Consider the following 24,512-nt stretch of genomic DNA (forward strand, 5'->3'; position numbering starts at 1 on the left):
ATCAGAGTATAATTTACGATTGAGGGATGAAAGGTGAGAATCGACAAGTACCTCAAAACAACAGGACTCATAAAGAGACGAGTAGTCGCACAACAGATGTTGTCACACGGAAAGATCTTGGTGAACAACAGAGAGGTCAAGCCGTCGTACGAGATCAAGGTAGGAGACATTTTGAAGATCATACATCCTTTTAAGGAAATCACCGTTCGTGTTGTTTCAGATTCCGAATACGAGATACTCAGTCAATCAAGAATCCAGAATTTCTAAGGAACTTACCGAGAGTTCTTGCCCTTCTGTGAGTATGTGTATTTTGTCGTCTTCTATTCTCACAATCTTGCCTGTTTTCACCTGATCTTCGTAAATGAAGGATACCTCCATTCCTTCTTTTTGTAACAGTAAACCTTTCCACACTCTTGTCAGAGCTTCGGGTTTACTCCAATAACGTTTCAGTAATTGATTGACCTGCTTTAAAATCATTTTCAATAATACCTTTAGATCGAAAGTTCGAGAAAGGATTTGAGAAAGAGCTATCGCCTTATATTTCAGTTCCTTAGGGATGTCGTTGTTCACATTAATTCCTATACCCACGATAACGGCTCTCAGAGTGTTTTCTTCAAAGATACCTTCAGTCAAGATACCTGCCAGCTTCTTTTTGTCGTAGTATAGATCGTTGGGCCACTTGATCCTCACATCAATCTTCATAGAGCTGAGAGCTCTAACGATTGCCACAGAACAGAGTTTTGTGAAAAAAATTGGTTTGATCTGCTTTCTGGGTTTGAAAAGCACTGAAAACCACAATCCCCCCTCTGGTGAATGCCAGAATCTGTTGTACCTACCTCTGCCTGCGCTCTGATACTCTGCAACAACAACGGTCCCATTTGGCAACCTCTGCCAGTTCTCTTTCAAAAATTGATTGGTCGACGGTAAAGCTGCTACCCAGATAGTTCTTTCGCCAATCATCTATAGAGCATCCACTTCCACAAGAAGCTTATAACAACTGCGCTGACTGGACTAATCCACCATGTGTGGTTGACCTTCTTAACAAATATCAATCTGTACAAAAAGGCAATGACGATACTTGCAACAACAAAGAGTGGCTTAGAAGCCAGGAGGAAAACAAAGACAGCCAATCTTTCAGATATACCGTCCACATCTGGCAGAAATTCATCTGCTGGATAGTAGTTTCGAAAGACATAGGTGATACCTACAGACACAACGCTCATCCCCATCAGGTACATAACAAACTCGGGTGAGAGATATGAGCTTTGAAGAGAGCCAATACACAACAGGTTTGCAATAAGCGCCAAGACAATTCCAGATAACTCAACAAGATCGACGATTTTCCTTTTCTTTTCACGATACCATTTCACCCGTAGAAGGTCAAGAATGCTGTGGAAAAGTAAGAAGACAACCAAAATCACAATGCCTGTCGAAGACTTTAACAACGTATCAAAGGTGAAGGCGAGGATTGCCAAAGCTGACCAGATTATATGTCCAACTAACTTGGTACCGGAATAGGTTCTGATCTTTGCGTTATTGGTAAAAGCGTGATCAGCCACGACGTGACCGAGTAAAACGTTCAGTGGTAACATTCTTTGCACCTCCTGTGTTGGCATTTTCGAATATCTTTGCCGAAATGCTCTTGACCTTTTCCGCAATAATTTCAATCCAAACGTTATCACGAAAATCGTGTGTAGATGCACCTTCCTCGGCAGCGCGTCTGTACACATCTTCCATCAGAAGCGCCTTTGCATCGATCGACCAATTTTTCATTATATATTCTTTTCCAGCTTTTTTCATTTGATCGTAGAGGCTTAAATCGTTCAGTAACCGTTCAACTCTTTCGACGAACTCCTCTAAAACAGGTTCTTTGACCAACAACGCACCTTGTCCTTCGACCAAGACATCGGCTATACCCATCTTTGCAACGGCAACAACTGGTGTGCCCGCAGCAAGAGATTCCAGTACCACCAGTCCTTGGGTCTCACTCTCAGAGCCAAAGACAAAGAGATCGGCTTGTCTGTAATAATTGGCAAGTCTACTTCTGGACATATAACCGGTGAAGGTGACACGCGAATCTATGCCAAATTCTCTGACCATGTGCAGCAATGACGATCTCTCAGGACCATCTCCGACTATCATCAGGTGTAAATCATACCTTCTTTTGAGTAACGTTCTAAAGAGATCAACGATGAACGCTACGTTCTTTTCCTTTGCCAGCCTGCCTACGAACAGCAAGATCTTTGTTCTCTTGTCTATGCCATGACGTTCTCTTATGTCAAATTCATTTGGAGCTTCAAAGAGCTCAACATCCATGCCAGTTGGAATCACATGAATTGGCTTGATCACACCATATCTCAGTAGTTCTTTTTCTATTTTCTCTGTTGGCGCAATGACTCGATTGACCATGTTACAAAACCATGCAGAAAACTCTTCCACACTCTTTGCGGAGGGTGTTAATGGCTTTGGAATGTAGTGTCTGTACTCCACCAACAGGGTATGATATGTGTGAACATGAGGAATCTGCAAACGCCTTTGAACCGTCAAAGCCCTAAAACCAAGAGCGAACGGTGCGTGGCTGTGAATAACCTCTATCTTCTTTTGTCTGATGAAGTTCAACAAAGGCAAAATTCGACCACTTCTGGGAATGATGTGGTTCTTTTCCCACTTGAACTGAATCCCACCTAAAGAAAAGACTGTCTCATCCTTTGGTCCAATTGGAGCAACGATATAAACTTCATGCCCCAGCTTTTCAAGAGCACGTTTGTACAGACTCACAGAGGTTGCTACCCCGTTGACTTGGGGTATATATGTGTCAGTGAACATCGCGATTTTCAACAATATCACCACCTTTGAAAAAATACTCCGCTACAAAGACTGTTATCAACCAAGCCGAGGCCAATCCAACTGCCATTAGTATTCCGAATTCCTGTAAGAGCTTACCCTCTGCAAACGCGAAACTGCCGAAAGCCACAACCGTTGTAAAGGTGCAAAAAGTAACAGACTTCAATGTTCTGGCGAGCTGAAGACTGTCAGAGCTCTTTGAAGCATGCTTCATGTGAATCAAACCATCAACGCCTGTACCAACGAGTATCGGTATCAAAAGCAGAGTCATGAAGGTAGCATGAATGTCAAAGATCGAACCGATACCAAAAGTAACAACTATGGAAATGATCACTGAGGAAAGAATCAACAAACTTCCTCTGATTGACTTCAAGTCTATAATCAACATAATGAACACACCCAAGCAGACGAAAAACGAAAGCCAGTAGATCGTTCCTTTCATGTCTTTCATCACGCTGTACAAGATCGTAGGATAGCCATAGGATTTGACACCATTGCGCTGGAAAAAGTTGAAAACTTCCTTTATCCTGTTTTCCTTATAGAGATCTTGAACTGTATCGGTGTACAACACAAACTTAGTCTTGCCACCTTGGTCGTAGAAGAACATCGGAACATCTTTCTTAAGTTCAGCCAAAACGTCTTCGATGTTCTTGGAGTTCTTCACCATTGAAAGCATCTCGAGTATCTGACCGTACATACCCACTCTTTTAAAGACGGCAACCAGAAATGGATTGTTCACAACCTGAAAGAGATCTGAATACATATTTGGCAAAGTCTTCACAGCATCTTCGGAAGCATACTCCAAAATACTCAGAACCGAAAGCGGTGGTGTCAGGAAACCAGAATCTCTGATGAGACAATCTATCTTTCTGAGTTCCTCCAGATTCTCTGCCAAAATACAAATCTCACCGAAACCGACCTTTTGAAAACTCCTTTTCACCTCTTCGAAGGCTATAGACGACTCAGCTTTTTCCGAGACCAGTCCCGATGGTGTGTACCAGTAATTCTTGAGGTTTAGAAAGCCAATGGGCACGAAGATGAGAATGACCGCTACTGTTATCACTCTTATGATTCGCTTGGCTTTCCCTCTGAAGAAAAACAGAAAACCCTGCTCCTGTGCTCCCTTCTTAATCTTTGGCTTTAAAACCAAAACCAGAGATGGAAGAAAGAAAAGCATCGTTAAGAAAAATATACAGACACCTATAATCGCAAAGGCTCCCATTTGCATAAATGGTTTTGAGAGGCCAAAGAACATAGAGGAGAAAGCTCCAACAGTCGTCAGAAGAGCAGCAGAAGAAGGCTTTATGAATTCTACTATTGCTGTTAACACGTCATCTGAACAGATTTTCTCTTCTTTCGCATGTGCTGTGATCTTTGTGATCATGTGCAACCCATAGTCGATACCCAAACCAAGAACCATCGCATTGACGAAAGAAGTCACGATGTTTATTTCTCCTAAAAAGAACTTTGTTATACCCAAGGTCATGAACATCGCAACGATCATTGAGCTGAACAACATCATTAGCATAGAAAAACTTCTGTAACCAAGATAGATTACAGCACATATGCCAACCAGCGACAAAGTTGTTGTCAGTAGAAAGTCTTTTTTCACCTGCTCGTTCGATTCATAAACGCCAACTGAGGTCCCAGTGAAAAGAAATCTAACTCCACTCTCTTTGGTTAACTGCTGGGCGATTCTTTTCAGGTTCTGTACGGCTTGACTTACCCTGTTGACATCTATGAAACTGTCTTTCAAAACGAAGTTTATAATCACCACGCGCTGATCTGGCGAAATCATTATGAACTGCTCTATTCCCTTTCGCTTCTCATACTCTTCCAACAATTGCTGAACTGTTACAAGAGATTGTGCCATCCTTCTGTACTCAGAGAAGTCCAACAAATTGTTTGTGTTCAAGGTAAAAGAATTCTCGATCTTCCTCAGATTTGTTGAATCTATCGCAAGGAAACCATACTTGATGAAAACTTCTGGATTATCGAGTTTCATGGTTTCCACTATGTACTCAGTCTGTTCGAATCGATCTTTAAGCTTCGCTAAAGCGTCTTTCGTCTTCTCGATATTTCCTTCGGTATAGGCAATCACAGTTAGAGTATTGGAAGAAAGCTTCTCAGCTAAGAAGTCGATTTGTTCTGCGTAGAATGTAGCATCCTTAGGAGCAAGGCTTGCCAAATCGGAGTTCACCGATAAACCTGCTAGTCCGTAATATCCGAATACTATTGCAAGTACTAAGAAAACAACCACAATGAAAAGGCGATTCTTGATCACAAAGTTACCAACAGCCAACGTCTCACCACCAGCATGACCATTATACACGCCGCAGTCCTGATGATCTGAATCGTCCACCTGTAATAACCAGCGGAAATCATCACCGAATGCGTGAAACTAATTGCTATGGAAAGCATCGGTGGCAACTGTAACATTCCCAAGATTCGAAAATAAACGGGCAAGAAGAAATAAGGAATGAAGAACAAAGGTAAAGATAGGGCTTTTCTGATATCTCTTTCAAAGAGCGCAACAACTCCACTCAGAATAATCACATAGATGAACATGAAAATGTTCAGTTCGATGTACTTGAATGTATAATTTGTGTTCAAGAGCACGTATTTCAGTAGATCTAGCATTGAAAACCACAGAACATTCGCCAGAATGAAAGGCACAAGAAGCGTCCAGTAATCAGCAACTTTTGATATTCTCTTAGCTGAGTAGAGAAGTTCAAAGTAGTTCATCTGGTTTCTATCACCTCTACACCATACCTCTGTGACAGCAGTATCAAAGGACTTATCAGTCTTTCGTCACTCTGCTCAAAGTTGAGATTTGGTCCTTCACCATTCAGAGCCATCAGGATCACCTTTGCAACATCAGAGTGATCACGGAGCGCATAACCAGAATCAGTCAAAGTTATTCTGGGCTTGTACAAAAACAACACATCTTTGTAGGTAAAAGATGCGTATATGAGGTATTCGTAGTAATTGTCCTTCAAATAGACCTTTCTCTCATCGGGTTTAGCACCTGTCTTTCTCGTTGCTTCATCGAGCATTTGTTCGTACGCTGCCAGTGACTGCACACGAATGACCGAGCTACGAAACGGGATTTTCACAGTCACCCTCTGACCCATCGAAAGAGCCTTTCTGTACAGAATAATCTGTTCTGCTATGACTTTTAGTTCACTCACCAACTCTTCAACAGGTGAAGAGATAACAACACGCGGGAATGGGTTAACGATGAAAAGTTCATCCCGATCGCTCGTTGCATAAAGAAAAACCAAAGAAACGGCGAAGCAGATCAGGAAAGATACTACAGCCATTCCCGCAGAGGTCATTTGATCATCCCCAGAAGGACCTCCAATCCTTTAACTAAGTAAGGGTCGCTCATATCGATATCTATGATCTTCTTGGTATAATCAACGGCAGCAGATTCTCGCTTCGTCGTTGTCGCTTCTTCCACATAAACATCTGGTTCTATGCCTATCTTGTGTATGTCCTTTCCGGATGGAGTCATGTAATGGGCTGTGGTCAAGTACAGAGTCCCACCGTTGCTCAAAGGGAATCCTGTCTGGACAGAACCTTTTCCAAAAGTTTTCTCGCCAACAATCTTCGCTATTTCATAATCTTTGAGCGCTCCGGTCAGTATCTCAGATGCGGAGGCCGATCCTTTGTTCACCAAAACAACTATCGGTACATTTGGATAGTTGTTGCCTTTGGATTCATAAACTTCTTCTATTCCGTACGCATTTTTCGTTTTAACGACCACACCTTTATCTATGAAATAACTCGCAACCTCTATGGCGCTGTTGAGATATCCGCCGGGGTTATCTCGCAAATCCAGTATCAAACCCTTCACACCTCTTGCAAAGATATCGTTCAAAGCCTCTGCCATCTCTTCTGAGGTCTTTGCTCCAAATCTGGTTATGAGTGTGTATCCAATTCGACCTTTGGAGGTTTCTATAAACGCGTGTTTGACTGGAATTATCTGTATCTTCTCCCTGATCAATTCGAAAGTTAAAAGTGTATCAACACCTTCTCTCAAAATCTTTATTCTCACCGTTGTACCAGGCTTACCACGTAACTTTCTGACGGCTTCCATGTACTCCATCTCGCTTACTGGTTGGTCGTCTATCGATACTATTCTGTCGCCAGCCTTCAAGCCTGCCCTCCAGGCAGGGGTACCGTACATGGGCGAGACAACCTTCACGGCTTTGTATTCGCTGTCATATGTGACTTCGATACCAAGACCTCCATACTCGCCTTCCATCTCTATCTGTTTTTCCTCCACACCTTCTGGATTTTCATAATATGAGAAATCATCTCCCAAACCCTTCACCAATCCGTCTATTGCTGAATCCATGAGCTTGTTCAAATTGATATCGTCCTTTTGATAATAGGTGTTCAAAATGTAGGACAGAGTCTGATAAAAAGGCTCAAGGGCTTTGTTCACATCTTTTGTTGTGACAGCCGCTGAAAGAATTAGACTTGCTACAATTACCGAGATCGCCATCACGATAACAAAGATCAGGGAATTTCTCTTCATTTTCATCACTCCTCTTCATTCACCTTACGGCCAAATATCATGTAGGCAGTATGTGCCACCATCCTGTCGAATGGTCTTAACCTCTCTGAAACAGGTTTGTACTGTCTGAAAAGACTTTCCCAGACTTCCAAGTTTATGAAATTACATTTTTCCATCTGTGCAAGAACCATTTGTACCTGATTGGTCGTTGGACAAACGATCGCCAAATTACCAGATCCAACCAGTGCTCTGTAACAGTTTTCAATGTAGTTCCAAGGATCGGGGACATCTAAGAAAATCGCATCCACTATTTCATCAAAGCCTTCTTGGATGTCTCTCAGTTTGATCTCAACTCTTTCCAATACTCCCCATTTTGAGAGATTGGACTCTGCCAGCATTTTGAAATCCTCTCTCTTTTCGTAAGCAAAGACCTTACCAGATGTACCAACGGCTCTCGCAAGTGCGGCGCACATAGCGCCACTACCAACGCCGGCATCTATTACACAGTCCCCTTCCTTTACATCGAGCATCATGAGTATGTAACCTATGTCCTTTGGATAAACGATTTGTGTTCTTCTGTTCATCTTGAAAATCTCGTCGATCAACCTTGGTCGCATGACCCTGAAAAAGTTGCCATTTCTCGATTCACATTTGCTTCCATAAGCTTTGCCGACTAGATTACCGAGCTCTACGATTCCTTTATGAGTACCAAAAGCCGCGTCTTGAACCTGGACGATAAACTCTGAGCCATCATCAAAAACCAACATAACTCTGTCACCGATTTTGACAAGGTCTTTCTCGCTCATGATCCTCCCTCTATAGGCCAGCTGGACCAGATATCTCTCACAAAGCCATACCGTATGTCCACATAGTTCAGCAATCTTTCTCTTCTCTTGCCATCGACTACAAAGTATACAGAGTCTATTGCCTTGAAATTCTCAAAGATCGTCCTGAGCAATTGGTGAATGAGATACCTCTCTTCCTGAAAGTTAAAACCAGCTACTGCCAAGGATCTCAAATCAATAACCAACGACTTTTCCACAAAGAAGTACGCCCTCAAAAGATTCTTCTGAACAAAAGTGAGCGCACCTGCTTCGGGTTGCGATAATTTCTCAAACAAAAAATTCAGTACATCCTCTCCATCGTATCTCACGTTAACCGCTATTGGAGAAAGAGATTGATCAAGGTAGAACACCGTATAAGTTCTGCAGAAGATAACTGCAGGCAAGAGAATCACTAAAAGAACCAACTTTCTCATTCACCGAAGCAACTCCTTTAGATACTCCTCAATCTCGAGCAATCTCTGTTCGTCTGAGAGCAGTAGAACCATCGCTATCTTTCCAACAGGCAGATCGTAAATAGGACATATTTCCAGCTTCAAATCAAACCGAACTGCCAATTGCTGTGCAATTCTTTTCGTATGCGCATAAAAAGGCCAGTCGGAGCCCTCGAATTCCGGTGCATATGGCCTGATGATGATCCTGTCATCTCCATTCGAATAAAAAACCACAACATCGCTTTTCGAGGCCTCCAAGGATTGCCCCAATCTCGCCACGACTAAATTGTGATATGAAAAACCTTCAGGTACGAGTACGAGACGAATCAAACCCGGCATCTGAATCTCTTGCTCGATCTTTCTGTCGGTTGGAAGGCTTTGGACTAACTGACCAGGCTTGTAAACACTTCCATTTGCTATAACATAACCTTTACTCAGAACTGTTATGAGCCCTTCTTCTTGTTTAAAGACCAGTCTGTTAATACCTTCGTAGGTTATCTCGATTATATCACCCATCTGAGAGACTTTGTCGATCACCATGTCGGGTAATACGATCTTCGATTCTTGCTCGATAAACAGCAGCTGAAAGGCTGAAAGGATATCTTTGAATGGCACTACCTTACTTTTCTTCGTAATCCCGTCGATTATGAAGACATCGGCATTCTTGTCAAAACCTATCGTATGACCAGCCCATACCAAATACTGAAAATCACCTATCTGTCCTGTGGATGGGCTGTCGATCCCCAGGATCTTTGTGTACTCTTCAAAGAACGAAACAAAAGAAGACCAGCTCATCGTATTCTGAAGATCTGCCGACGAGTAGATTAACTTATCCCCGATGTAAAGATCAAAGGAAAAGCAGAAACTCCAAAGTGATATCAGCAATAACAACAACGTTCTCTTCAATACTTGAATACACTCCTTCCCACAAACTCTCTGAGAATTGAACTCCTTGGAATGTCCTCTATGTTGGTGATGGGCAAGAAATAGTCTAAAAGTTTCGTCAATCTCAAGGCTTCAGAATACTCTGCTTCATCTGGAGAGATTTGTACCAAAAGTTGCTCGGCGAAGATCTTTAGTACCGCAAGTTCGTATACAATTGCCGAATTGAACATCACATCTGCCTCTTCTTGAAACGGAAAGATATACTTTTCTTCGCCTCTTCTAACATTAGGCCACATCCTCAACGTGTCTAAGGCGGAATGACCTCGAAACTTGTAATCTCGTACGATCCTTCTAAGCAAGCGGGTATCAGTTGTAGTTATTCTGTTGTGTGCGTCGAGGTTTAGCTGTGTCAACGCACTCACGTACACCTTGAATTTGAAAGACCTGTCAATAGAAGGCGTCAATTTCTCGTTCAAACCGTGTATGCCTTCTATCACTATTGGTTGATCTTTCCTCAAACGAACTGTTTTGTCAGACCAACTTCTCTTACCAGATTTGAAGTCAAAACGAGGTAAGCAGAGTTCTTTGCCGTCGATTAAATCGGCCAAATGCCGGTTGAAAAGCTCTATATCTATCGCTTCCAAAGCTTCGAAATCATAGTTCCCAGATTCATCTCTTGGTGTCTTTTCTCTGTCGACAAAGTAATCGTCGAGTGAAATACTGAGAGGTTGAAAACCGAAGACTTTGAGTTGAATCATCAGCCTCTTTGCAAAGGTTGTTTTTCCCGAGGAAGATGGACCGGCGATCAAAATCAGTCGAGCTCCGCTGTTTGCGTACTGTTCAGCAATCTGGGCTATCTTTTTCTCGTGGAGCGCTTCACTCAGTAACATCAATTCGACAACGGCTCTCTCACCAGCAGCAATCAGTTCATTCAAGTCTGCAACTGTGTTAATTCCAATTACATCGAGCCATCTGGCATATTCAAGAAAAACGGACGACAACTTTGGTAGTGGCTTAGGTTTGGTAACACTTTGTGGATTTGATCGATCGGGAAGGATGAGCAAGAATCCGTCTTTCTCTTTGGCAAGATCGAAGTATTTCAAACAGCCGGTACTCGGGGGCATGTAGCCATAATAATAGTCGTAGTAATTGAGGCATTTGTAGAGCTTTATCGTCTTTTTCTTTCTGAACTTGAAAAGTCTGATTCTATCTGCATCACCTTGATTCGAAAAGATCTCGAAGGCTTCATTTTTGTAGAATTCTTGTTTTTCAAATGGTACGTTCTGTTCAACGAGCTCGAGCATTCTCATCTTGATTCTCTGAATCTCTTCATCTGTGAAGTTTTTCCTTTCCCCATTCTTTCTCAGTTCACAGTACAGAGCATTGCCTATTGAATGAAGCACCCATAGTTGGTATCCTCTGTAGTATTCCTTCAAAACCATGTGCAGAAGAAAGAGGACACCTCTTTGATAGATCCTCAAACCGTCCAGGGTCGATAGATCTATGAATTCAATTGTTCCGCCTCTATCGAGAGGTTTGTTGAGTTCTACAATACTGTTATTTATTCTGGCAGCTAAGATTGGTGTTTTATGGTATTTCGCATACTTGGAGGCATAATCTGTAAGCCGTTCACCTTGAGAGACTGTCACTTCTTCACCCGTATCAGTCATCATTAACCTCAGTTCTCTCAAACCATCACCTCCTAAATGTTGACGCCGACACTTGGCAATGGTAAAATTATATCACGGTGGGGCGTCGCCAAGCTGGTAAGGCATCGGACTTTGGATCCGACATTCGGAGGTTCGAATCCTCCCGCCCCAGCCAAACAAAAAGCGGGCTTCTGCCCGCTTTTTATTATAGTCTGATCGAGATCATTTTAGTTCGTTAAGAGCCGCTTCGAAATCGATATAATTCGGCTCAATCTTTCTGAGTTCATTTAAGTAAAACTTCGCACTCGTAGCATCTTGAAGTGCTTTACTCAAATCGTACAAGTTGTAATAAGAACTGGCTCGCATCTCCGTTGAAGCATTCGTATCAAGCGCTATGCTGGAAAATCCCGCCTCAACTTCGATGATGCTCTGCAAGAGGTACTGCAGGTACTCAGGATAGAGGTATGGTTTGATCTCTGAATAGAGTAAGGTGAAATAGCCGTACTTGACCTGAAGGTTGTCCTTGTCGATCTCGTACATACGACGGCTTATTTCTAAGGAAGAAGGATACTGTTCGTAAAGGTTTTTCACCAAAGTAGCCTTATCTTTATTGAGTTCTTCAATCTTCTCCTTATTAGCTGGTTCGTTTTGATCAAGCAGATCCTCCATCTTTTCAATCAGAACTATGCAGGCACTCTTCATGGCATCAGGAGACTCTGGAAGAATTGTTCCATCCTGGCTGAAAACCTTTGGCTTCAGCTGTTTATACAGTTGTTCGTACTCGGTAGAAGTCGAAGCCTGGTCAATCCTTCGCCATGTATCATAGATTTCGTTCGCAAAGAACAGTTCAACGTTCTTCGCCTTAAGGTAGCTATCGTACCATTCCTGCATTTTCTTAGATTGAAGCGTGTTTCTCTCTGTTTCGTAGCCCTCTGAAAGAGTGAAGGAGTTGAAATCCTTTATGACTGTTGCATCCTGCACTTCTAAAACATACCAAGAGCTGCCCAGCGATATAGGACCTATAACGGTACCCGTTGCACCCGAGAATATGTCACTTTCATATTTCTCGTCGAAGATTCCCCTTGTTAAACCTGGTAGATCCTGCGCGTTCAGATTCATCGCACTCGCCGCCGAGTCAAAGTCCATCTTCACCAGATCTGCTATGAAACTCTGAGCTTCTTTTTCACCCTGGAAAGAGACCAATCTCACATCTGCTTTGTCGTATTTTGCTCTCAGTTGGTCTAAGTTTTCCTCAAAGTACTTTTTCATCTCTTCACTGTCCACCTTTGCAACTGTGTCAATCACCTTTTGTTGCATGAGTGATATTTCGACAGACGGCTTCAGAATCTTGTTGATATAGGCATCGACACCACCGTAGTACTTCGTGAAATACTCTACCAAAGAGCGGTTACTCTCTATCTGTTTTCTGTACTCTTTGAGTTTCTCTTCGATCTCCTTCTTACTCGGCATCAATTTGTTTTCTTTCGCATAGTGTATCATTACCTTTTCTCTGAGCAATTCTGCGAGTAGCCCTGCCTTCTGTCTTGGCTCTTGAAAGAGTGGATCAAGTGAACCAATACCATAACTGCTCAGCAACTTACTGTATTCGTTTTCAAGTTCTGCTGGTAAAACCCATGTCTGTGAATCGTTTAGAGGACTGCCACTGATCTTGATGTAGCCAATGGCTTGATCAAGTGATGTCTGGGTAGTCGATGGTCTAGATGAAAGATAACTGGCAACCGACCACCAGGCAATACCGGCTATGAAAGACACCGCGAGAATCCAGACGATAATCTTTTGTCGCTTCTTAAACCATTCTCTCATTCCGCAGCACTCCCTTCGATGTCATCTTCATCATCGCTTTCAGTAACAAGTGGAAAGGCTATCACATCTCTTATCGATGGAGAATCAGTCAAAAGCATCATCAATCTATCTATACCTATGCCCAGACCACCAGTGGGAGGAAGTCCATATTCAAGGGCTCTGATGAAATCCAGATCCATTCTGTGGGCTTCCTCATCGCCAGCACTTCTCAGCTCCATTTGGGATCTGAACCTCTCCATTTGATCTTCTGGGTCGTTAAGCTCGCTGAAAGCATTGCCCAACTCCATTCCACAGATGATCGGTTCAAATCTTTCAGTCAACCTGGGATCTTCTCTGTGTCTTTTGGCGAGTGGAGAGATCTCAACAGGATGATCCATCAGAAATGTCGGCTGAATAACTTTGTCTTCAACTAAATCCCAGAGCTTTTCTATCATTCTCGCCCTCGTGTGTGAATCGAGCTCAATACCACGTTCTTTCAAGACAGCGTGCAAAACTTCGTCTCTGTCTTCCAGTATATCAACTCCGAGTTCTTGCTTTATGAACTCTCTCATCTTCAACCTTCTCCAAGGTCTGGTAAAATCAAGTTCTCTGCCTTGATAATTCAACTTGTAAGTACCATACAAGTGATAGACCAGTTCTGATATCAAAGTCTCAGTGAGTTCCATCATATCGTGGTAATCTGCGTACGCTTGATAGATCTCGATCGACGTAAACTCTGGGCTATGCTTGTAAGAAATCCCTTCATTTCTGAAGTTTTTCCCCAGCTCAAAGACTCTTTCAAATCCACCGACGATGTATCTTTTCAAATGTAATTCCGGTGCTATTCTCAAGTACATCTCACAGTCAAGTGCTTCGAGCCTTGTCACAAAAGGTTTTGCGGCTCCTCCACCAGGTATGAAGTTCAAAATTGGTGTTTCCACTTCAACAAATCCCCTGTTGGTCAGAAATGCCCTTATGAAAGAAATGGCTTTATAACGAATTTTGAACCTCTCAAGGGTTGAATTGTTTGCGATCATGTCGACATATCGCTGGCGATAGGCAATCTCTTTGTCCTTCAAACCATGCCACTTTTCAGGCATAGGTCTTCTGGCTTTGCTCAGAATCTGATATTCTTTGACGTATAGGGTCAGTTCACCTGTCTTGCTTCTGAAAGGAAAGCCAGTTATTCCAATGAAATCACCAGGTGCGACGTATTTCTTGAAGAGTTCGTACCCTGACTGAGATACCTCTTCTTGCCGTATGTAAGCTTGAATTCTTCCATCGAAGTCGCGCAAAGTGAAAAAACAGGATTTACCGTGCAGCCTAATCGTCATGATTCGTCCCGCTATCGAAATCACTTCTTTTTCCAAAGTCTGACCAGGTTCAAGGAAACCGTACTTCTCTAAAATTTCTTTAGTACTCTGCTTTTTTTCAAATCTGTACGGATAAGGATTTATTCCGAGCTTTCTAAGTTCTTCAACTTCCTTTGCGCGTTGCTTGCGCACTTCTTCGATCACATAACCACCTCATTCTTGTTCAGATGATCTTGTGCTTATGCCAATAATCTCGTACTTGACTGGACCGGCAGGAGTTGCCACCTTCACTACCTCACCGACCTTCCTGCCAACGAGGGCTCTACCGATAGGCGAATCGATACTAATCTTGTTTGCAAAGACATCTGCTTCCTGCGGATTAACAAGCCTTATCGAGCGTTCCTCACTCGTGTTGAGATTCTTTATCAAAACCCATGAGCCAACTGAAATCTGACTCGAATCTGTGTTCTCGATGATTTCGGAATTGTTCAGAATTTGCTCCAGTTCTGCTATTCTGCTCCCTATTCTGCCCTGCTCATTCTTAGCCTCATCGTACTCTGTGTTCTCTGAAAGATCTCCAAGTTCACGAGCTTCCTTTATCCTTTCTGCTACCTCGTACATGAGTTTTTGCTTCAGTGTGTCAAGTTCCTGTTTTAGCTCCTCGTAACCTTCTTTCGTCAAGTGAATCACATTTTTCTTGTTCACTTTCACACCTCCTGATCTTTTTTCAATTCACGTACAATTTCAAGGAACTGGTCTATCTCGCGAAAATCTTTGTAGACAGACGCAAATCTCACGTATGCGACTTGATCTATTTGCCTGAGCTTTCCCATAACCAACTCACCTATGAGCTTCGAAGGTATTTCAGCCGTTCCCTGCCTCTGTAGAGTTAATTCAACCTCTTCAACCAGTTTTTCCAGTGTCTCATAAGATATGGGCCTTTTCTCACAAGCCTTCAAAACTCCGTTCAGTAGCTTTGATCGATCGAACGCCTCTCTTCTACCGTCCTTTTTCACAACTATGAGTGGCAGCAACTCGTACCTTTCGTATGTTGTGAATCTTGCGCCACATTCAGGGCATTCTCTTCTCCTTCTTATCGCAGTTCCATCAAGCGTTGGCCTTGAGTCCAAGACCCTGCTGTCTGGATAACCACAAAAAGGGCATTTCACCTATTCTGCCCTCTTTCTATTCTCTCGGCAAGCTGTATGATCTTTTTCATTCTCGCGTAAACCATTGATTTACTCATCTTTGGTTCCATCATCTCTCCAAGTTCTCTCAAACTCAGATCTTCGTTTTCAATCCTCAACCTTGCGAGATTTTTCAGATCGTCTTCCAATGAATCTATTCCCAACGTTCTATCGATTACCTCAATTGCCCTTACTTGTTTGACAGTACTAATTCCTATTCTATCAGCATTTGCAGACAAAAAGTTCATACTTCTGTTAACATCAGATGCCACTGAACGCTTCTGTACAATCTCCTCGACTCTCAAAGCTGCCTCGACGGCGCCGATCAAATTGAGAAATTCGATCAAGTCTGTCGCCCTTCTTATGGACAGTTTATAACTATTTCGGAAACGCACTGTCTTCGATTCTATTCCAAAGTTTGCTTTTAAGCAATCACGAATTTGTTCCAAAAGCTCTTGCGAACTGTTGCTGATCTCCATATGATAAGAAATAGACGGATCGACCATCGAACCACACGACAAGTAAACTCCCCTAAGAAAAGTACCGAAAAGTACCGCATCATCCAAAATCACTGCTGGCAACTGCTGAGCTAAGTTATCTTTGAAAATCCCAGCAGAGTCTATGGGCAAATTGAACTCCACAGTCTTTTGCTTCCACAGGCGTCTTGGTTGCACAATTGCTGTCTCGTGTTCACCGACCGAAAGATAATCCATGAGCTTCAAAAATCTCCTCCCCACTCTGATGTCTGGCAAAGCTACAGAGACAGTACTTTTCTCTTTCGATAGCCTCAGAACACCTCGAGCTTTTATGAAACCCATTAGTTCTGCTCTTGCCTCAGAGACGTTAGAGATATCCAAAGAACACAACTCATACTTGACTCTCTCAGAGAAGCTCACATCATTCATTCAGCTTCTCCTTTCACAGATCTGGAGAATACTTTGAGCGAGTAGATCACTATCGTGCCTGGCTTTGAGTCGTGGATCATTGGCCTCATAGGTCGTCTTCATCAGGGGTTTGAAGATATATCTCTCATCAACTGACCCCTTTGGCTTGACTGGTTCCGCGCCTTGCAGCGAATAAGACTCGATTATCTCCCTTGGAAAAGCTGAGTTATTTGCAATGATAAAATCCAAAGAAACGTGCAGATACTTTTCTATCTCTTGAACATGATCCTCCAGGCTCATCTTCAATGTCTCACCAGGCTGAGTCATCAGGTTAGCAATGTAGATCTTCAACGCTTTCCTGTTGCTGCATATGGCTTCAGGCACACCTTCCACGAGTAGATTGGTTATCACACTTGTGTAAAGGCTACCCGGTCCGAGTACAATCACATCTGCCTCTTGAAGCACTTGAAAGACCTCAGCGAGCACCTTAGCAGGTTTGTTCAGCTTGACAGAAACTATCTTCGAATTGTACTGAGTAATCTGTGTTTCTCCCACAATCGTCGTACCATCTTCATAAGTGGCAACAAGTCTGACCAATTCTTCACTGACTGGTAAGACTCTCCCTTTTATGGCAAGGATACTCGAAGCCAACTTAACAGCGGTGCTGAAACTCCCCGTCATTCTGGTCAGTGCAGCCAAAATGATATTTCCAACACTGTGATTGGAAAGAGTACCATTACTTTGAAATCTATAAGAAAAGATACGACTCATCAGACTCTCATCTTCCGCCAATGCGATGATATTGTTTCTGATATCACCAGGTGGTGGAATCTCCAGTTCCTCCCTCAGCTTTCCAGAGCTTCCACCCTCATCTGTCACAGCAACGACTGCCGAGAGATCCAAATTATGATTTTTTAAGCCTCTCAACAAAACTGAGAGGCCTGTACCACCACCGATGGCCACAACCTTCATTTATTCACATCCCTGTGTTCCACGTGAACTGTAAAATCATCGCTGAGTAACTCTAAGAGCCTTTCAACGACGTAAACCGATCTGTGTTTACCGCCGGTACAGCCCACCGACACGGTCATCGCCGCTCTTCCTTCCTTTATGTACCCTTGAGCCGCTAAGGACACCATCTTAGCCGTGCATTCGATGAACTCCCTCACGACGTCATATCTTTTGAAGAACTCTGCTACTCTCTCATCTCTGCCATTAAGTGGTGCCAATTCCTTGTCATAGAAAGGGTTCGGTAAAAAACGAGTGTCTATTACGAAATCTGTATCGAGTGGGACACCGTATTTAAACCCAAAACTTCTAATTCTTATGACAAATTGCTCTTCTTCACGCAAGAGAGAACCTATCTTCTCACGCAAAGAATGTATGTCCAAATCGGTGGTGTCAATGACAATAGAGAGTTCTCGCATCTCTTGAAGCATCTGTTTCTCTTTCAAAATCGCCTGTTGCAGATTCAGTACTCCTTCTAATGGATGACGTCTACGCGTTGTTGCAAACCTTCTGAGCAGTTCTTCAACAGTTGCTTCGAGGAAGATAACGGTGACCAAACCATCGTAGATCTCGATTAGCCTTTTGGTTGCCTGAACTGCGTCACCGAGTTGAGCACTTCTGACGTCGACGACGAGTGCAACTCTGTCCACAGATGAACTGGCAAGAAGCGCCATGAAATCATTCAAAAGTGCGGGCGGAAGATTGTCTATGCAGAAAAAACCCATATCTTCGAGAACCTTTATCGCGGTACTCTTGCCTGCTCCAGAAAGCCCTGAAAGTATCAGTACTCTTTTCACCTTTTCTAAGCCTCCAAGTCAATACTCTGAACACAGAAATCAAGAGCGAAGAAACTCTTGTGTTTCTCAACCTTCTTGACAAAACTTGAAAGATCACCGGTGACATAGAAGTTCACCTTGCCGTCATTGAAGGAGTCTTTTGCAAGACTTCGTGCAACCTTTTCTGCAACACTTTCTGCAGGATCAAAAAATCTGAGGTTTGGAAAATGAAGCCTTATCCTTTCTGCCAAAAACGGAAAATGTGTACAACCAAATACCAGAATTTGTATGTCTATATCTCTGATCGGACTCAAACATTTCTCGATTTCTTGATCTGCAAGGGATGATTTCGTCAAACCATCTTCGACGATCTTCACAAAACTTTGGCAAGGCAACTCGAGGCATTCTTTAACTCCCTTGGTTCTGAGAATCTTCCCGTAGACACCGCTCTTGGCGGTGAACTCTGTTGCAATGACCACAACTTTTTCAAAACTTTCAGGTAACTCAAAATCGAGTATTCCAAAGTACGGTATTCGAAAGTTGCATCCTGACATTCTAATAGATGCATCTGCTGTATTGCATGCAGTCACAACACATTCAGCACCCTGTTTTGCGAGAAAATCTATCACCCTTGTGGATATTCTCAGTATCTCTTCCCGACTCTTGACTCCAAACGGTGCATTCTTCGTATCTGCAACGTAGAGATATTCAGCGTTGGGCATGCGTTTCACAAGTTGCGCCAAAACGGTTAGACCACCGATGCCCGAATCAAAAAGCCCTATCTTCAAATCACTTCACCACTCTCTTTGAAGCACTTTCATTGAACTTAGAGACCATACGTGAGATGGCTCTTTCATATCTCAATTTGTCCAGTAATGCGTTGGCAAGCATGACAATAAGAATCTCATCTGTCTGCGCGTCCTGCACAGCGTTCTTGATCTGAGAATACTGGGTCTGAATCTGATTCAAGACATTGACAAGTTCTTCTTCTGTCGAATCGGTTGTGAGATCGTACGTCCTTTCTCCCAGTCTAATCGTGATGCTTTTCGTCATAACCACTCTCCGCAAAACCTATCATACCTTGGAGTTTTTCAACCAGAGAACCCAATGAGTTTCGATAGCTCTCTACGAGTGTCTCAAGCTCTCTTTTTTCCTTGTCCAATCTTTCGATCCTGCTCAGTGCTTCATTCATCTGATTCCAAAGTTGTTCGTTCTCGTCTTTCAACCTCTTGTAATCTTGAAGGAATTTATCAACCAAAGCTTCAAGCTCGTCGAGTTTGTCCAAAACCCTCACCCCTTGGAAATAAAGTATACCACAAACAGATCGTTTTTTTGGCTATACTATGAATGATAGGCTAATCTTGGGGGCGATTGTGTGAAAGTAATCGGTGAGAGTATAGCTCTTCCAGATATCGTTGAAATAGCCAGAAATGAACAGTCTGTCTGTGTTTCATCAGAAGCAATCGAAAGAATGAAAAGGAGTAGGCTCGTTGTTGAGAAGATCTTAGACAGCGACAAGACAGTCTATGGTGTGAACACAGGTTTCGGAGCACTCGCGACAACGAGAATCTCAAGGGAAGATCTTCTCAAAGTTCAGAGAAATATACTCTTGTCACATGCGTGTGGCGTAGGAGATCCTCTGAGCAAAGACATAGTTCGTGCCATGATGGCGATAAGAGCACACTCGCTGGCTTTGGGTTTTTCCGGTGTAAGACCTGTCGTAGTCGAAAAACTCTGCGAGCTGCTCAACAAGGGAATTGTTCCTTATGTACCATCAAAAGGTTCCGTTGGTGCAAGCGGTGATCTGTCACCACTCGCACACATGGCATTGCCAATAATAGGAGAGGGTCATGTGCTCGAAGGCGATGAGAGAGTACCATCGATGAAGATCCTGAGTGAAAAAGGCTTCGAACCCATCCAGTTAGCGGAGAAGGAAGGGCTCAGTTTGGTGAATGGCACACAAGCGATGACTGCATCTCTCGCATTGGCGATAAACGACTCTGTTAATCTCCTACACTTGGCTACAGCTGTTTCTGCTTTGAGTGTTGATGTATTACTTTCTTCAACGGATGCCTATGAAGATATATCATGGGTTGCAAGACCACATTTCGGGCAGAAGGTGATTGCAAGACTGCTCAGAACTCTACTAGAAGGCAGTCAAATAAGAGAATCACACAGGAATTGTCCTCGAGTCCAAGATGCCTACTCTATCAGGTGCATACCACAAGTTTACGGAGCCATTCTCGATACGATAATCTACGTCAAGAAGATCGTCGAACTGGAGATGAATTCAGCCACTGACAATCCTCTTGTATACGAAGATAGAGTCTTTTCACAGGGGAACTTTCATGGCGAGCCTATCGCGCTGGCTGCAGATTTTCTGTCGATTGCACTGACAGATCTTGGAAATATGATCGAACGAAGAATTGACAGGCTCTTGAATCCAAAAGTCAACGAAGGCTTGCCTGCCTTTCTTGCCCAGCACAGTGGCTTGAATTCTGGGTACATGATCTGGCAGTATACAGCTGCTGCACTCTGCAATGAAAATAAGGTGTTATCACATCCTGCTTCTGCTGATACGATACCAACCAGTGCGTATCAGGAAGACCATGTGAGTATGGGAATGAATGCCTGTTTGAAGACTTTGAAGATCTTGGAAAACCTCGTCTCAATACTCTCCATTGAGCTGATGTGCGCTGTGAAAGCTTTGAATTTTCGACACCCACTGAAATCTTCTGCAGCGAACGAGAAAGTTGCTGAACAAATCACACCACTTCTTGAAGAGACCCAAGAAGATGCATACCTACAAGATCAGTTCTCGAGGGTGCGCTCTTTCTTGGAAAGCAAAGTCAAATCTGTAGCACGTGATTGGTGGAGTGAATATGAATGAAAGTCTGTGGTTCGACGATCTCGAACAGTTTTTGATTTGTCCCAGGAGATACTACCTCGAAAGGGAAGAAATTACTTCAAAGTGGGAAAAGACTGTCTTCGAGCAAGAAACAAAGGACATGATGAAGGCAGGATTTTCGGTAGAAAAGCCCGTTATAGCTGTTGAGTTGTTCGGCAAAACATTGATCTCTGATCCTCAGCTGGTAGTTCCCGATGGTGATAGATGGAAGATCGTGCTGAAAAAAAGCGCTAAGCACTTCAAGAACAAATACTATCTGGAAGCAGCATTCCACGGCTATGTGTTTTCGAGTGCTGGATTTATAGTCTCACAGGTAATAATAGACACTCCATACTTCGTTAAGGAAATCGACTGGAGAGATGGTCTGACTCGTCTTTTTTCGGTGATCGAAAGTATCGTCCAGCTTAGGATGAACGATCCTCCTGATCCAAAACCAATTTCACAGTGCAAAAGTTGTCAGTATGTTTTGAATTGCACAGAGCTTTTGGTTCAGAAAAAAGATCTGCTTGCCATACACGGTTTGAACGAAAAGACAAGACTGAAGTTGATAGAAAACGGTATAGGTAATTTGCTGGATTTAGCTCATAGCGAGGACATCAAGGATATTTCTAAGGAGAGTTTCGAGAAGATGAAAAAGAAAGCGATCTCACTTCTTGACAAAAGAGAAGTGATTCTTTCAGAGTACGAGGAGTTGTCCAATGGAGTTTTCTTAGACATAGAGTCTCATACCCTCAGAGAATTTGACTATCTGTTCGGCGTGCTCGTCGATGATAAATACGTACCATTCCTCAGTGAAAATGAAAACGAAGAATACAAAGTTTTCACCAGTTTGCTTGAATTTCTTGACCAAACAGATGGACCGATCTACCATTACTGTCCTTACGAACCTTCACGTTTCTCAAGCCTCATTCAGCAGTGGACTGATTTGAAACCTCTCGGCGAAAAAATCAAGAGGAGATTTGTCGATCTCTATCAAATTCTCACCAAACACGTGGCTCTCCCTTTGTTCACTTACTCATTGAAAAGTGTTGCACGTTTCTACGGTTTCAACTGGCGAACAAAACTGGATGGCTTGAAAGCTTCCAGGTACTTTCAGCTTTGGCTGAACACCCATGATGACTCTTATCTGAAAGTCGTCCTCGATTATAACGAAGACGATACACGTGCGACGAAAGTCGTTCTTGAGAAACTGAACATCCTGCGAAACCAATAAGTTACTTTACAGTAATGCAAAAGTCATTTTGATCGATCATAATTTGACCGACCAGTCAGTAAAGGAGGTATGATTATGCCAGTGGTGGGAGGAATTAAAGGTGTCATCTACAGGCAAGCGGGAAAGCTTGTCTCGACGGTTCTTCAGCACACTGACGAAGAAGGACTGTACAAACTTTTCTCTACACTGAGTGCATTCACAAAGGAACCCTCGAAGAGCGGTCTGAAGAAGTTGGCGATCATGGCTAAGGAAAAACACCCAATGATAACGAGTTGGGTTAACGTTTTCAGAAGATCGAGCCCTAAGTGTGTGGAGAAGATCATAAACAACCTCATAATCAACGAATTTGCCATTGGAGAACCCATGAGACAGCAGAAGATGCAAGAACACAAAGTAGTTCTGCCAAAACTCGGTGTGATAAGCCCGACCTATGCCTGTAATCTAAACTGTGTTGGCTGTTATGCCGGAATGTACGGACGCAAATATGAGCTCACGAAGGAAGAGGTCGAAAAGGTCATACGCGAGGCAAATGAATTGGGTATCTACTTCTGGGTTATCACCGGTGGAGAGCCATTCTACTGGCCTCATCTGTTGGAGATACTCGAAGAGTTCAACGACAACTATTTCTTGATCTACACCAACGGTATTCTGATAACCGATGAGGTTGCACAGAAGCTGGCAAAACTTGGTAATGCTACCCCTGCGATCTCTGTGGAAGGTTTTGAACTCGATACAGATTGGAGACGAGGAAGAGGCGTCTTCAAGAGCATTATGGAGACCTGGGAAAGGCTCAGGAAATACGGTGTGCCTTTCGGAGCCTCGATCACCGCAACCAGAATGAACCACGATACGTTGATGAAAGATGAATTTTGGAAGTTCCTCGAAGAGCAACAGGTAGTTTATGCCTGGGTCTTTCAATACATGCCCGTTGGAATCAACGCATCCATGGATCTTGTCCCGACGCCACAGCAGAGGTATGAAAGGTTCTTCAAAACAGATGAAGTCAGACTCGGCGGAAAGTTCGCCTTTGTGGCAGATTTCTGGAACCACGGTTTTCTGACACACGGTTGTCTTGCAGCCGGTTCGAAGTACTTCCATGTGAATGCCAAAGGTTATGTTGAACCTTGTGTCTTTCAGCAGTATGCCGTTGACAGCATCAGAGAAAAATCTCTTCTGCAAATACTCAAATCACCGTTCTTCGAATCTTACAAACGAATGGTGCCCTATTCGAACAACTTGTTCAGACCGTGCCCAATCATAGACAATCCAAAGGTCTACAGAGCAATGGTAAAGCATTTCAACGCCATACCGCAGCACGAAGGCTCTGAGAGAGTCGTCGAAGATCTCGCACAGGAAATCGACAAGCTTGCAGAAGAATGGAAGGTTTACGCAGACAAACTCTGGTACGAACAAGGGTATGTCGATAGATACCCAGTTAACAGGGGAATATACAACTATGAAACACGTATGAAGCGGTACATGAACAAAGAAGAGGCTCTAGCGGTCGATAAGAAATTGAAGTGAGGGTCTTCCCTCACTTCCTTGCCAAGGCAGGGAGTGAAAGGATGTCTGACGCACGCGAAAGAATCCTGGAGGCTGCGAGGGCGGCATTTTCAGAAAGAGGTTTTGAAGGAGTCAGTGTTGAGGAAATAGCTCAGCGTGCTGGCGTACGCAAGGCACTGATATACTATTATTTTCCAAGCAAAGAAGTCCTCTTTGAGGAGGTCTGGAACAACGCGCTTGAGGAACTCGAAAGGCATATTTTCAAAGAGATAGAAGGCGAGAGTTATTACATCAGAAAGATAAAGAGATTTCTGAAGGCGTATATAGACTTTGTAACCAGCAGAAAAATCCTTTCGAGCGTTATCGAAAGGGAAAGACCGGCGGTGCTGAGTGCTTCAAACGAGGATAGCAACACGAGTTGGTTTCGACTCAAGGAGCGTTATGATGTATTCGTCGAGAAGGTTGCGAAACTCATAGATGAGGGCAAGGAAAACAAAGTCGTTCACCCCGACGTTGACTCAAGAGCGGCTGCAAAGCTGATTGCGCAAGCAATGAGTGGCTCTTCTGCCACCGAAGCGATACAAACTCTCATCCTACGGGGTTTGATAAAAGAGAGTTGAAACTCTGAACACAAAAGTTTATAATCTTTTTTGTGACGGGGCCGTAGCTCAGCTGGGAGAGCGCTACCTTCGCAAGGTAGAAGCCGTGGGTTCGAATCCCATCGGCTCCACCAGAAAC

General features: G+C 43.3%; 26 protein-coding genes and 2 tRNA genes. 7 read left to right on the plus strand and 21 right to left on the minus strand.

The window, feature by feature from the left end:
* The first annotated feature begins 33 nt into the window (after positions 1 to 33).
* A complete protein-coding gene (locus tag ACSFC1_RS07465; protein WP_435565475.1) occupies positions 34 to 267 on the plus strand; it encodes a S4 domain-containing protein in 234 nt (77 codons plus the stop codon).
* On the opposite strand, the gene ACSFC1_RS07470 is transcribed toward ACSFC1_RS07465, so the two are convergent.
* The 11 genes from ACSFC1_RS07470 to ACSFC1_RS07520 are packed head-to-tail and all read right to left on the minus strand — an operon-like array spanning position 247 to position 11,221.
* On the minus strand, positions 247 to 960 hold the full coding sequence (locus tag ACSFC1_RS07470; RefSeq protein WP_435565476.1) for a biotin--[acetyl-CoA-carboxylase] ligase: 714 nt from the start codon (positions 958 to 960) through the stop codon (positions 247 to 249). The two genes, ACSFC1_RS07465 and ACSFC1_RS07470, sit on opposite strands and share 21 nt — an antisense overlap.
* Positions 957 to 1,592, minus strand: a complete 636-nt coding sequence (locus ACSFC1_RS07475) for a hypothetical protein (protein WP_435565477.1) — start codon at positions 1,590 to 1,592, stop codon at positions 957 to 959. The genes ACSFC1_RS07470 and ACSFC1_RS07475 overlap by 4 nt, the downstream gene beginning before the upstream one ends.
* Positions 1,552 to 2,838 (minus strand): glycosyltransferase family 4 protein, encoded by a 1,287-nt coding sequence (locus ACSFC1_RS07480; RefSeq protein ID WP_435565478.1) that lies wholly within the window; start codon positions 2,836 to 2,838, stop codon positions 1,552 to 1,554. The genes ACSFC1_RS07475 and ACSFC1_RS07480 overlap by 41 nt, the downstream gene beginning before the upstream one ends.
* Complete coding sequence (locus tag ACSFC1_RS07485) at positions 2,816 to 5,146, minus strand: efflux RND transporter permease subunit (protein WP_435565479.1); 2,331 nt, start codon at positions 5,144 to 5,146, stop codon at positions 2,816 to 2,818. The genes ACSFC1_RS07480 and ACSFC1_RS07485 overlap by 23 nt, the downstream gene beginning before the upstream one ends.
* The gene (locus tag ACSFC1_RS07490; RefSeq protein WP_435565480.1) at positions 5,125 to 5,589 is read right to left on the minus strand and encodes a hypothetical protein; all 465 of its coding nucleotides are present in this window, start codon (positions 5,587 to 5,589) and stop codon (positions 5,125 to 5,127) included. The genes ACSFC1_RS07485 and ACSFC1_RS07490 overlap by 22 nt, the downstream gene beginning before the upstream one ends.
* On the minus strand, positions 5,586 to 6,182 hold the full coding sequence (locus ACSFC1_RS07495) for a hypothetical protein (RefSeq protein ID WP_435565481.1): 597 nt from the start codon (positions 6,180 to 6,182) through the stop codon (positions 5,586 to 5,588). The genes ACSFC1_RS07490 and ACSFC1_RS07495 overlap by 4 nt, the downstream gene beginning before the upstream one ends.
* Positions 6,179 to 7,390: a S41 family peptidase gene (locus ACSFC1_RS07500; protein WP_435565482.1), complete on the minus strand. Its 1,212-nt coding sequence runs from the start codon at positions 7,388 to 7,390 to the stop codon at positions 6,179 to 6,181. The genes ACSFC1_RS07495 and ACSFC1_RS07500 overlap by 4 nt, the downstream gene beginning before the upstream one ends.
* Before the next feature lie 5 nt (positions 7,391 to 7,395).
* Positions 7,396 to 8,175, minus strand: coding sequence for a tRNA (adenine-N1)-methyltransferase (locus tag ACSFC1_RS07505; protein ID WP_435565483.1), 780 nt, complete (start codon positions 8,173 to 8,175; stop codon positions 7,396 to 7,398).
* Positions 8,172 to 8,627, minus strand: a complete 456-nt coding sequence (locus ACSFC1_RS07510) for a GerMN domain-containing protein (RefSeq protein ID WP_435565484.1) — start codon at positions 8,625 to 8,627, stop codon at positions 8,172 to 8,174. Before ACSFC1_RS07510 ends, ACSFC1_RS07505 begins: the two co-directional genes overlap by 4 nt.
* Positions 8,628 to 9,551 carry a DUF4941 domain-containing protein gene (locus ACSFC1_RS07515; RefSeq protein ID WP_435565485.1) on the minus strand — a complete coding sequence of 308 codons (924 nt, stop codon included), beginning with the start codon at positions 9,549 to 9,551 and terminating at the stop codon, positions 8,628 to 8,630.
* The gene (locus ACSFC1_RS07520; RefSeq protein ID WP_435565486.1) at positions 9,548 to 11,221 is read right to left on the minus strand and encodes a nucleoside kinase; all 1,674 of its coding nucleotides are present in this window, start codon (positions 11,219 to 11,221) and stop codon (positions 9,548 to 9,550) included. Before ACSFC1_RS07520 ends, ACSFC1_RS07515 begins: the two co-directional genes overlap by 4 nt.
* A gap of 57 nt (positions 11,222 to 11,278) precedes the next feature.
* Between ACSFC1_RS07520 and ACSFC1_RS07525 the strand changes: the two genes are divergently transcribed.
* Positions 11,279 to 11,354 (plus strand) — tRNA-Gln (locus ACSFC1_RS07525).
* 47 nt (positions 11,355 to 11,401) lie between these two features.
* Here the strand turns inward: ACSFC1_RS07525 and ACSFC1_RS07530 are convergent.
* Genes ACSFC1_RS07530 through ACSFC1_RS07575 form a run of 10 tightly spaced genes read right to left on the minus strand, consistent with a single transcriptional unit; the run spans position 11,402 to position 19,444 of the window.
* Complete coding sequence (locus tag ACSFC1_RS07530; protein ID WP_435565487.1) at positions 11,402 to 13,003, minus strand: peptidyl-prolyl cis-trans isomerase; 1,602 nt, start codon at positions 13,001 to 13,003, stop codon at positions 11,402 to 11,404.
* Positions 13,000 to 14,499, minus strand: coding sequence for a lysine--tRNA ligase (gene lysS / locus ACSFC1_RS07535; protein ID WP_435565488.1), 1,500 nt, complete (start codon positions 14,497 to 14,499; stop codon positions 13,000 to 13,002). The genes ACSFC1_RS07530 and lysS overlap by 4 nt, the downstream gene beginning before the upstream one ends.
* 9 nt (positions 14,500 to 14,508) lie before the next feature.
* A complete protein-coding gene (greA, locus tag ACSFC1_RS07540; protein ID WP_435565489.1) occupies positions 14,509 to 15,000 on the minus strand; it encodes a transcription elongation factor GreA in 492 nt (163 codons plus the stop codon).
* A gap of 2 nt (positions 15,001 to 15,002) precedes the next feature.
* A complete protein-coding gene (gene nrdR / locus ACSFC1_RS07545; RefSeq protein WP_435565490.1) occupies positions 15,003 to 15,464 on the minus strand; it encodes a transcriptional regulator NrdR in 462 nt (153 codons plus the stop codon).
* On the minus strand, positions 15,461 to 16,387 hold the full coding sequence (gene whiA, locus ACSFC1_RS07550; protein WP_435565491.1) for a DNA-binding protein WhiA: 927 nt from the start codon (positions 16,385 to 16,387) through the stop codon (positions 15,461 to 15,463). Before whiA ends, nrdR begins: the two co-directional genes overlap by 4 nt.
* Positions 16,388 to 17,338 (minus strand): gluconeogenesis factor YvcK family protein, encoded by a 951-nt coding sequence (locus tag ACSFC1_RS07555; protein WP_435565492.1) that lies wholly within the window; start codon positions 17,336 to 17,338, stop codon positions 16,388 to 16,390. It abuts the gene before it with no gap.
* A complete protein-coding gene (gene rapZ / locus ACSFC1_RS07560) occupies positions 17,335 to 18,171 on the minus strand; it encodes an RNase adapter RapZ (RefSeq protein ID WP_435565493.1) in 837 nt (278 codons plus the stop codon). The genes ACSFC1_RS07555 and rapZ overlap by 4 nt, the downstream gene beginning before the upstream one ends.
* 5 nt (positions 18,172 to 18,176) lie before the next feature.
* The gene (gene murI, locus ACSFC1_RS07565) at positions 18,177 to 18,938 is read right to left on the minus strand and encodes a glutamate racemase (RefSeq protein ID WP_435565494.1); all 762 of its coding nucleotides are present in this window, start codon (positions 18,936 to 18,938) and stop codon (positions 18,177 to 18,179) included.
* A 1-nt stretch (position 18,939) separates the two neighbouring features.
* Positions 18,940 to 19,203 carry a cell division protein ZapA gene (gene zapA / locus ACSFC1_RS07570; RefSeq protein ID WP_435565495.1) on the minus strand — a complete coding sequence of 88 codons (264 nt, stop codon included), beginning with the start codon at positions 19,201 to 19,203 and terminating at the stop codon, positions 18,940 to 18,942.
* A complete protein-coding gene (locus ACSFC1_RS07575; RefSeq protein ID WP_435565496.1) occupies positions 19,181 to 19,444 on the minus strand; it encodes a hypothetical protein in 264 nt (87 codons plus the stop codon). Before ACSFC1_RS07575 ends, zapA begins: the two co-directional genes overlap by 23 nt.
* Before the next feature lie 81 nt (positions 19,445 to 19,525).
* On the opposite strand from ACSFC1_RS07575, the gene hutH reads away from it, so the two are divergent.
* The 5 genes from hutH to ACSFC1_RS07600 all read left to right on the plus strand — a co-directional run bounded on the left by hutH (position 19,526) and on the right by ACSFC1_RS07600 (position 24,507).
* Positions 19,526 to 21,040, plus strand: a complete 1,515-nt coding sequence (gene hutH, locus ACSFC1_RS07580) for a histidine ammonia-lyase (RefSeq protein ID WP_435565497.1) — start codon at positions 19,526 to 19,528, stop codon at positions 21,038 to 21,040.
* Positions 21,033 to 22,271, plus strand: coding sequence for a TM0106 family RecB-like putative nuclease (locus tag ACSFC1_RS07585; RefSeq protein ID WP_435565498.1), 1,239 nt, complete (start codon positions 21,033 to 21,035; stop codon positions 22,269 to 22,271). The genes hutH and ACSFC1_RS07585 overlap by 8 nt, the downstream gene beginning before the upstream one ends.
* Before the next feature lie 75 nt (positions 22,272 to 22,346).
* Positions 22,347 to 23,795 carry a radical SAM protein gene (locus ACSFC1_RS07590; RefSeq protein WP_435565499.1) on the plus strand — a complete coding sequence of 483 codons (1,449 nt, stop codon included), beginning with the start codon at positions 22,347 to 22,349 and terminating at the stop codon, positions 23,793 to 23,795.
* 41 nt (positions 23,796 to 23,836) lie between these two features.
* Complete coding sequence (locus tag ACSFC1_RS07595) at positions 23,837 to 24,394, plus strand: TetR/AcrR family transcriptional regulator (RefSeq protein WP_435565500.1); 558 nt, start codon at positions 23,837 to 23,839, stop codon at positions 24,392 to 24,394.
* Positions 24,395 to 24,431: 37 nt separating this feature from the next.
* Positions 24,432 to 24,507, plus strand: a tRNA-Ala gene (locus ACSFC1_RS07600).
* The last annotated feature ends 5 nt before the right edge of the window (positions 24,508 to 24,512 follow it).

It is taken from the genome of Pseudothermotoga sp. U03pept (assembly GCF_051235805.1).
GTDB lineage: Bacteria > Thermotogota > Thermotogae > Thermotogales > DSM-5069 > Pseudothermotoga_B.

Excerpts from the sequence above, each read along its gene's own strand:
- ACSFC1_RS07585 (WP_435565498.1), top strand. The coding sequence starts at position 21,033 with ATGAATGAAAGTCTGTGGTTCGACGATCTCGAACAGTTTTTGATTTGT.
- whiA (WP_435565491.1), bottom strand. The coding sequence starts at position 16,387 with ATGAATGATGTGAGCTTCTCTGAGAGAGTCAAGTATGAGTTGTGTTCT.
- ACSFC1_RS07555 (WP_435565492.1), bottom strand. The coding sequence starts at position 17,338 with ATGAAGGTTGTGGCCATCGGTGGTGGTACAGGCCTCTCAGTTTTGTTG.
- ACSFC1_RS07500 (WP_435565482.1), bottom strand. The coding sequence starts at position 7,390 with ATGAAGAGAAATTCCCTGATCTTTGTTATCGTGATGGCGATCTCGGTA.
- ACSFC1_RS07595 (WP_435565500.1), top strand. The coding sequence starts at position 23,837 with ATGTCTGACGCACGCGAAAGAATCCTGGAGGCTGCGAGGGCGGCATTT.
- ACSFC1_RS07490 (WP_435565480.1), bottom strand. The coding sequence starts at position 5,589 with ATGAACTACTTTGAACTTCTCTACTCAGCTAAGAGAATATCAAAAGTT.
- ACSFC1_RS07505 (WP_435565483.1), bottom strand. The coding sequence starts at position 8,175 with ATGAGCGAGAAAGACCTTGTCAAAATCGGTGACAGAGTTATGTTGGTT.
- ACSFC1_RS07495 (WP_435565481.1), bottom strand. The coding sequence starts at position 6,182 with ATGACCTCTGCGGGAATGGCTGTAGTATCTTTCCTGATCTGCTTCGCC.
- ACSFC1_RS07510 (WP_435565484.1), bottom strand. The coding sequence starts at position 8,627 with ATGAGAAAGTTGGTTCTTTTAGTGATTCTCTTGCCTGCAGTTATCTTC.
- ACSFC1_RS07590 (WP_435565499.1), top strand. The coding sequence starts at position 22,347 with ATGCCAGTGGTGGGAGGAATTAAAGGTGTCATCTACAGGCAAGCGGGA.
- ACSFC1_RS07530 (WP_435565487.1), bottom strand. The coding sequence starts at position 13,003 with ATGAGAGAATGGTTTAAGAAGCGACAAAAGATTATCGTCTGGATTCTC.
- ACSFC1_RS07470 (WP_435565476.1), bottom strand. The coding sequence starts at position 960 with ATGATTGGCGAAAGAACTATCTGGGTAGCAGCTTTACCGTCGACCAAT.
- zapA (WP_435565495.1), bottom strand. The coding sequence starts at position 19,203 with ATGACGAAAAGCATCACGATTAGACTGGGAGAAAGGACGTACGATCTC.
- ACSFC1_RS07475 (WP_435565477.1), bottom strand. The coding sequence starts at position 1,592 with ATGTTACCACTGAACGTTTTACTCGGTCACGTCGTGGCTGATCACGCT.